Source organism: Citrobacter amalonaticus (assembly GCF_037053465.1).
GTDB classification, from domain to species: Bacteria; Pseudomonadota; Gammaproteobacteria; order Enterobacterales; family Enterobacteriaceae; genus Citrobacter_A; species Citrobacter_A amalonaticus_H.
Genome location: NZ_JBALIF010000035.1, coordinates 1 through 7,998 on the forward strand (window position 1 = coordinate 1; position 7,998 = coordinate 7,998).

At 43.7% G+C, this 7,998-nt stretch carries 7 protein-coding genes and 1 pseudogene; all 8 read right to left on the reverse strand.

Features of this window, described 5'->3' with window-relative positions; genetic code table 11:
* Positions 1–544, reverse strand: a 544-nt coding sequence (locus tag WB371_RS23365; protein ID WP_336222338.1) for a hypothetical protein, incomplete at its 3' end; no start/stop codon positions are given.
* An 83-nt stretch (positions 545–627) separates the two neighbouring features.
* Positions 628–1,071: a hypothetical protein gene (locus tag WB371_RS23370; RefSeq protein ID WP_336222339.1), complete on the reverse strand. Its 444-nt coding sequence runs from the start codon at positions 1,069–1,071 to the stop codon at positions 628–630.
* A gap of 645 nt (positions 1,072–1,716) precedes the next feature.
* Positions 1,717–2,715, reverse strand: a complete 999-nt coding sequence (locus WB371_RS23375) for a fimbrial protein (protein ID WP_336222340.1) — start codon at positions 2,713–2,715, stop codon at positions 1,717–1,719.
* 55 nt (positions 2,716–2,770) lie between these two features.
* Positions 2,771–3,310 carry a fimbrial protein gene (locus tag WB371_RS23380; RefSeq protein ID WP_336222341.1) on the reverse strand — a complete coding sequence of 180 codons (540 nt, stop codon included), beginning with the start codon at positions 3,308–3,310 and terminating at the stop codon, positions 2,771–2,773.
* Between the two features lie 3 nt (positions 3,311–3,313).
* Complete coding sequence (locus WB371_RS23385; RefSeq protein WP_420704077.1) at positions 3,314–5,860, reverse strand: fimbria/pilus outer membrane usher protein; 2,547 nt, start codon at positions 5,858–5,860, stop codon at positions 3,314–3,316.
* Positions 5,861–6,043: 183 nt separating this feature from the next.
* Positions 6,044–6,748, reverse strand: coding sequence for a molecular chaperone (locus WB371_RS23390; RefSeq protein ID WP_336222343.1), 705 nt, complete (start codon positions 6,746–6,748; stop codon positions 6,044–6,046).
* 143 nt (positions 6,749–6,891) lie between these two features.
* Positions 6,892–7,416 (reverse strand): fimbrial protein, encoded by a 525-nt coding sequence (locus WB371_RS23395; RefSeq protein WP_336222344.1) that lies wholly within the window; start codon positions 7,414–7,416, stop codon positions 6,892–6,894.
* Positions 7,417–7,908: 492 nt separating this feature from the next.
* A pseudogene (locus WB371_RS23400) lies at positions 7,909–7,998 on the reverse strand (DNA recombinase); the annotation flags it as partial.

The window sequence follows — 7,998 nt, forward strand, 5'->3', positions numbered from 1 at the left end:
TGATAGCCTTGACTGTGATCCCCAGTTTTTTCCCTAATGTCACAGGATTCTCCGCATTACAAAGGCATTTCAGGATATAGAGCTCCCGCCTGGTAAGTTGGGCCCTCCGGGCAGGAATCTTCCCTGCAGAGAAGCGCCCTGATTTAATCACATTCAATAACTCAGCCACTCCCCTGATCGGAGAGGCCATTTCCAGATACTCCCGTCCTCTACGAAGGGATGTGATATCAACACCTGGTCTGCCAGAATAACGTAACATGACAGTCTGTAATCCGGGGCATTCTGTCTGCACCCAGTTACTGAATATCAGCCAGTCTGACATATTCTCATCATCACCGTATTCTTCAGTCAGCACCACGGAAATGGCCGGATTTGATTTCAGCCGTTCAGTTAACGCCCACAGACTATGACAATAAGTCATATGTATATTACTGTTCATGCCATTCTGCACAAGATAAGCCAGCCCCTGACACCAGTATCTGTTCGGTGACATCACCATAATCTCAGTTCTTCTTAAAAAGGCCTGCTCTGAAACAAAGCGCACAAGGATCCACCTTTTTACTGTAATAACCTGTTTTCACCCCTGAAAATCAGAACGTGCCGGTAATAAGGCTGTTCCGATATTCTTTACATTAATTCACCTCCGCCATCGAACTGACGGAACGTCTCATAATGAAAATTTCTTATATGATTTTCACCATAGCATAATGCATCCAGGTCTTTCTGGTGCCATGTGATAATTTCAGAAGGATAGTAACTGGCATTGAAATGCAGTACACCTGCAAGAAACTCAAATGCGCCGTTAATTGCCAGCCCGCCAGTGAAGGTGTGTATTTCAATCCCATCCCGTACCAGTGAAAGAAATAACTCGTCATTAAAATAACGGACTGTGACATCAAACCCCAGTGCCGAACCCGAACCACTGAGCCCCTCCTGCCATGTCATCCTATCATTATATGAGCGTTTATTTATCCATACATAAATAAGCACTTGTCCCCAACTCATATCAACCCGGTCGCCTGCCTCCCGCTTTTTATACGGAATACAGGAGATATTTTTTTTCCAACTCATTTCTTTCCTCCGTTTGACAAATTTGATCCATCTGTTTTCTTCTCCGGAATAGTAAATACCAGTACTGATAATTGTAAAACAACATCAGAAAAACATTTCAGTCAAAACGTTATGCATCCTGCTGCTCGCAGGAAAAAAACTAAGCGGATACCGAATAAAGAGCCTCAACAAATGACCACCAACTCACTGATTACCCCCCCCTTTTTTTAAGCCAACCAGAACGTCTTTAATAATGCAGTAAAAGGCATCAGATCAGTCATTATTTAGATAACTGCTAACTGCAACGTTGACGCTCCCGTTGAATTTTTATCTGCGACCTGTCCGGCAACATCTTTCATTCCCGGACTGTCAAGATTTTTAACTGACTTTGTTGTACCTATGCTATTGATACAATGAAGTGACAATTTTTACTATAACTTCATTCTCACATAGTCAACTCTGAATGCAATATATAGCTACATATTTGAAAGACAAGGCCCAAACCAATTATTTCAGATCCAATAATCATTGCCAAGTTGACAGCGCTCAATAGAACTGGATTTTCAATATTTAATTACTTAATGAGACAGGATCTATAATATTCACCCACGTAGATAATTTTAGTATCTTTCAAAAATGCTTCATGCTTTTTATTGATTACTAGAACTATTCATACGTTAGAAATAAGCTAGCAGTAGCATTTGCTGTTCCAGCTGTTACTTGAGAACTTGTCTGGTAATATCTTGCCACTAGCGGAATTGACACCGGTCCAGCACTTACGACAGTATTAGTAAGAATTTTACTGGAAATCGCGAGTGGAGTATTATTATAAAGGAGTTGGACCCCAACACCTTTAGCTACATTTTCCGCACCTGCATTATCCAGGGCGATAACAGTATTATCAGAAGTTTCCGCATTTTGAGTTGCATTAAGGGTCATATTAACCTTTATATTCTCATCACATTGTAAATCTACTGAAAACGGATGAGATCCTACATTACTTCCCACAGACGTAAAGTCCGTAACATTAAAAGTACCTAACGGAACTTGTAAAGATGGCTGATTGACCTTACAAGATGTTGCAGTAACATTTATTGTTACTGAATTTAAAGTTAAAGTAGTCGACTCTCTAATTCCGTTATAGTAATCACGAAAAGTCAAATTTGCTATCACCCTACTAGGGACAGTATAAACCCCTGTTTTCAGACTTTCTGTAGCGACATATGTAACTTTTGCATTAAATCCAATGACGCTGGACTGGTTAGGAGTTCCAGGGCTCGGAAATGTTTTCGTAGATGGATTATCGATGGCAATAAATGTTCCAGCATTTGGATCTTTCATACCTATAATATACCCAATGCCAGGTACCCCTGTCGGGAATACGGGATATGTTGTTGAACCATCTGAATAGGTAATATTGGTTTTTTGGTCAATTGGTTCAACATATGCGGAATATACTAGGTCTGGCCCACAATACGTATCGTATGTAGATGTATCGCCCCCCCAGGATCCTATTGCCTGGCCTGGATGCACTGAGTCCGCTGGGCCATTATAACTCAAAGGCCCTGTTGGATTAATTGTCATAGGTTTAGTGCAAGCCATTGTCTCATTGGTTAATAACAATAATATGAGCATACCAAAAATTAAGTTAAGTGTTTTTTTCATATTTGATCACCTTGCGATTACTCTTTAATTAATATTAATTTTGTAATTACAAAAATCATTGATAATTTATTGTAAACTGGGCAGTTGCATTAGCAGTTCCAGCAACTATATCAGACCTTGCAGAAATTGATTGATATTGAGCTGAGAACATAAGCGTATTAATCCCTGGAACAAGATTTTGAGGGATAGATGCTTTATCCATATCAATTTTATCTCCATTGCTTTCATTAATTCTCACAGCAACTCCTTTAGCCGCATCAGCACTGTCATCTAAAGCTAATAATGAAGCATCTGATGTTGATAACTTGCCGCTAAAGGTAACTGAAGCCTGTCGAGAGAATTGCGACGGACAATTCAATATAATAGAGAATTGACTCTCTGGAGATAAATCTCCCGGATTGTTAAAAACTATGCTGCCAATATTCCCAAGTGGGACCGCCAAGCTTGTTGAGCTTTGATCAACATTGCAGGTGCTTTCAAGTATTGTTCCGGTGATATTAACCGCCACATTGTCCGCTGCCAGACAACTGGAATTTATAAACGAAATAGATTGCAATATTATAAAGCCACTACAAAGACTCTTTAATCCTGTCATGACTTAACCACCACAATGTAAGCTTATTTGCTGTACACCCACCGCATGCCCTTTTCTATCGCTAGCCTGAGCCGGCAGAGTAAAATTCGCATGACACTGCTGAGTGTGCCCACTACCCCATTTTGCTGTCAACCCGCCGCTTTGCGGAACGCCGCTGAGGTATACCTGACCACCTTCCCCTACAATCCCGGTATTGTCGCTGTCGCTACCGTTTATGGAAACCAGAGCACCAAACGGCACTGAATGATCTCCCTGCTGCAGGGTCATCAGCACACGGTTGCCTACGTTAGTTTTAAATCTAGCCCTCACCACCGCTCCCGCTGTTGGCACAACAGACGCCACGTTCTCTTTCAGGTCAACATCATCACCCAGTGAACCCGGGTCAAGCGCAATACGTGAACGTTTGTACGGACTCAGGTAAGGCACAATGGTATAACCCCGCCAGTCGGTCTTCAGCCCGGTACCATTTTGAACCTTCACGCCGTTCGCGCCCGGCGCTTCTACCAAAGCAACTGAACTCATGTCACCCGACAGCGGCTGTCCTAATGTCACACCATGCTCATGTACCAGTACAGAGCCTTGAGCACCATAGTTCATTTGACGAGAGTCGTCGTTATAGTTATAGCCAGCATTCACTTCACCGTAAGTACCTTTATAATCGCCGCTCACCAGACCGCTGTAGCCCTCATCCCGGTTACCGTAACCCTGTGCCACGCTGTACGACAGGTTATTGTCTTCCAGCGCCGTGCCGTTCAGACCAATCTGATTATACGTCTTGCCGTGCATATCGTTGGTCATGCTGTTGCTCATATACGCACCAGGCAACCACTTCGACAGCGGCACACTGACGTTCAGCGCCAGTTGCTGGTTGTCATCCTCATTCGAATCGGCATATTCCGTATAGGTGTACATTAACGTCCAGGTGATTCCATTTAGAATGGAATTACTGTAACTCGCACTAAGGTTGCGTTCATACCCGTCTTCGTTCCAGTAGTCCTGCTGGTAACCAGAGAAGGACATTGACCCCCAGTCCCCGCCCATCAGATTCTGGGAAAGATCAATCTGAACCTTGCTGCGCTTGTTATTGTGCGAATCTACGTAATCGCCATCATCATAATCCCGGTAATCCATTGCCTCCTGGAAGGTGTAAAATCCTTCAGTGGAGTAGCGATAACCCGCCAATGTGACCGTGGAATCCGTCGCAGCAATATCCTTTGAGTACTGGAAACGATAGGACTGACCATCCTGGGACTGATTTCCTCCCAGAGTAACCTCATCAAGTGTGGTGTACGCCTGCGTTGCATCCAGAGAAATGGACCCCAGGTCACCCAGGCCAAACCCCATCCCCAGCGCCATGGCGTTATAATTATCTGATGTCTGGAAACCACCGTAGACGGTCATGTCATGCGGTAAACCATAGACCAGCGTCGCCTGCCCCAGGATCGGTTCATCACCGCCCTCATTCTGGGAACGGTATTCTCCCACCGTCACCGCGTACTTCAGGCGCCCTTCACGCTGCATGATCGGTACGTTAGAAAACGGCTGCACAAATGTGCGCTCGGAACCGTTCGCTTCTTTAATCGTCACCAGCAGGTCACCGCTTGAAGAAGTTGGGTACAGGTCATTTATGGTAAAAGCACCTGGCGGAACATAGGTCTGATAAATGACACTACCGTTCTGTTTGATAGTCACCTGGGCGTTACTGTTCGCAATACCACGGACTGTGGGGGCAAAACCACGCAGACTGTCCGGCAGCATATTGTCATCAGAGGCCACCTGTGCCCCCTTATATTGGATGCTGTCAAACACATCCGATGGCGTGTAACTCTCACCTGCAGTGAATTGTCCCTTTATTGCCGGTAAATCTCGCTGTACATAAGTATTAATCGAATCCCAACGGCTACTGGAGTCAGCATAATTTGAATCGTCATCATAACTATTTTTGCTGTATGTCCAGGTACTGTAGTTACGCAGACGCCAGGCCCCCAGGTTGACACCGCTGCGCAGGTTCAGAAAGTAGCTGTCGTTTGTGCCATCGCTGCCATCCTGCCAGGTGTTTGCCCCCGTAAAGCTGTAATTCAGCATCATGGCCGGGATGCCTTCATCCCAGTATTTCGGGTCAACGGCGCCCTGTGCAGATGACCGCATGGAGGCCTGTGGTACTGAAATATTCAGCACCTGACGCGAAAAATCAAAATCAGTATCAGCCTGAGGAATATATCGTGACAGATCAGTAATCGTTGTGGTTTTTGGGGCACTCATAAGTGTCGGTGCTGAACTTAGTATCACCCCCCACTTTTCAAGTTGAGTCGGGGTAAGTTGCGGAAACAGTTTCCCCTCGGTCCCCCGCACAAAATTTACATCAAGTGTGTCCTGTTTTTCTCCATTCATATAAACATCGACACGATAATTTCCCGGCACCTGACCTCCTTTAGAGGAAAATTGTGATAAATCCACAGGTGTAGAGGAAGGGTTATCAATCTCCAGAGCATTCGGATTAAAAATAATATCTTCGGCAAACCCTTGCCTAGCAGTTAATAGTATGACTATTGCTACAGCAAGACGTGTAACTTTTACCCCCGCCTCACATTCAGAACTACTGAAGCGATTATCTGCATCAACTGTCATTTCTGACATATCAGGCCTCATTAATTTTTTCATTTGCTATTAACACAATTCCGTATTTCGAAAGCAATAGCCTAAACATTTGGTGTCAAACAAGCTGGTGAATTTTTAATTAAAATTGGTATTTACTACTTTACTGCCGCCACCAAAATCATTAATTGCCTGCCAAGTTACCTGACTACCTTTCGCCGTTGATGGCATCGGATAATTCGCAACACCTTTTGGCGGCACCATAACGTTAGTGGTATTAACCGGAACACCACCCACTTTCACGGAGAAAAAAGAAAGATAGTATGGCGTAGGGTTAGTGACCTGAATCTGGTCTCCGGAATGCCGAAACGATACGGTTTTATAATCTTCCTCTGTTGGCGCCTTAATATTATCCGGACGGTAAAATAATTTAATACGTGTCTTCACAGATATCTGTAGTGTATTTCTATCACCCTTCGCTGATGCCGGAATGGATTTAATATTCATCCAGTACACAGATTCTCGGTCTTCCGGAAGACTGCCACCCGTGCGAATAATACGCACCATGTTCTCGTTACCCGCATCCAGACGAAACAATGGCGGTGTCACAATAAACGGCGGCTTTGGAGAAGATTTATTTTCACCGATTGGACCATCTGCATCCGTCCATGCCTGAATCAGATAGGGGATCTTGTCCGGGTTTTTAACCGATAAAGATGCTTCACGCTTTCCACCGTCATAAATAACCCTTGTTCCGCCGACCACTACGCCAGCCTGAACAGTATTTCCCCACAGACAGGCTACCGCCAGCAGTAATATCCCGCTTTTCTGATATTTTTTCATTTTTATACCTTCGAATTTCAGAACTGATTATGAGTTTTCCAATCAGAAACTCATCGAACACGATACCCACCTGCAAAATCGCTTACAGGTGGGATTATATTCAGTCCAGTTATTCCCGGAAAACTGAATGCCTAAATGTATTATTAATTATAAAGGACGGTGAACTGACTGGTTGCATCTGCTGTACCTGCTGTTACAGATGCAGTAGTGGACTGGTACTGACCCACATAGTTCAGGGTGGCGGTCCCATCAGCAGCAACTGTCACACGCTTGGCAGAACTGGTATCATTAATTTTAACCTGAGAACCATCATCCGCATTGTTAACGCGTACAGCTACACCTGTTGCTGTCATGCCGGAATCCAGCTTCAGCAGATCGCTATTAGCAGAGTCACTGTTACCACCAAACACTACAGCAACTGTGCCCGCCGGGCAGTTGGTCAGCTTAATATCAAATTTCTGCGCTGTTGATGTATCACCAGCAGCTGAGAATGAAGAAGATGCAACATCACCCAGTGGCACACTCTGATCTTTACTTGCGGTATCAACGGTACAAGCATTATCAATAATGTTACCTGTGAATTTCACGGTACCATCAGATGCATGGGCCATACCAGTCAACGCCATTACAGAACCCGCCACCATCACTGCCAGAACTAATTTTTTCATTAAATACTCCAGAAACTCTCACATTATTTTGGGAACACCAGGCATGACACTCAGAGAGCATTTCCGCTCGAATATACCGACTCCGATCATTTTCAAAAAATAATCGCAGTAATCACTTTGCCTGGAATTATCAGCTTGGCCAAAAATCTCCATAACGAGACAATTTGGACCATTTCGACAAAAACAGAACATAAAACCAAGATAATCACATTATTTCAGATTAAAAATCTGAGATAATGTGATTTTTAGAATAAAAAACCAATTTTATTTACATTTTGTTTCGCTTGACATGGAAAAGGAAAGCTTGCAGGGGGGTGACCGGGGATATGCAGGTAGGTATACAGAAAAAATGAAAAAAAATAACTCCTTTAAAATCATATTGTTATAAGAAATTCCGTTTCTGGATATAATTTTATTTTGAACTTTCCCGGGTGCTAGCTAAAGTAATTACAGTTTGGTCCAAATTGTACAGTTTTTAATTATACCTTTCTTTTATTTCTGCCATACTCCAACAAACCTTTGTGAATTACTGGCGGTATATAACACCGTATGACGTATATTTCTGTGCCCAAGGTAATCCTG

Bases quoted from the DNA above. Each gene is read 5' to 3' on its own strand.
- WB371_RS23370 (WP_336222339.1), bottom strand. From the start codon at position 1,071: ATGAGTTGGAAAAAAAATATCTCCTGTATTCCGTATAAAAAGCGGGAG.
- WB371_RS23375 (WP_336222340.1), bottom strand. From the start codon at position 2,715: ATGAAAAAAACACTTAACTTAATTTTTGGTATGCTCATATTATTGTTA.
- WB371_RS23380 (WP_336222341.1), bottom strand. From the start codon at position 3,310: ATGACAGGATTAAAGAGTCTTTGTAGTGGCTTTATAATATTGCAATCT.
- WB371_RS23395 (WP_336222344.1), bottom strand. From the start codon at position 7,416: ATGAAAAAATTAGTTCTGGCAGTGATGGTGGCGGGTTCTGTAATGGCG.
- WB371_RS23390 (WP_336222343.1), bottom strand. From the start codon at position 6,748: ATGAAAAAATATCAGAAAAGCGGGATATTACTGCTGGCGGTAGCCTGT.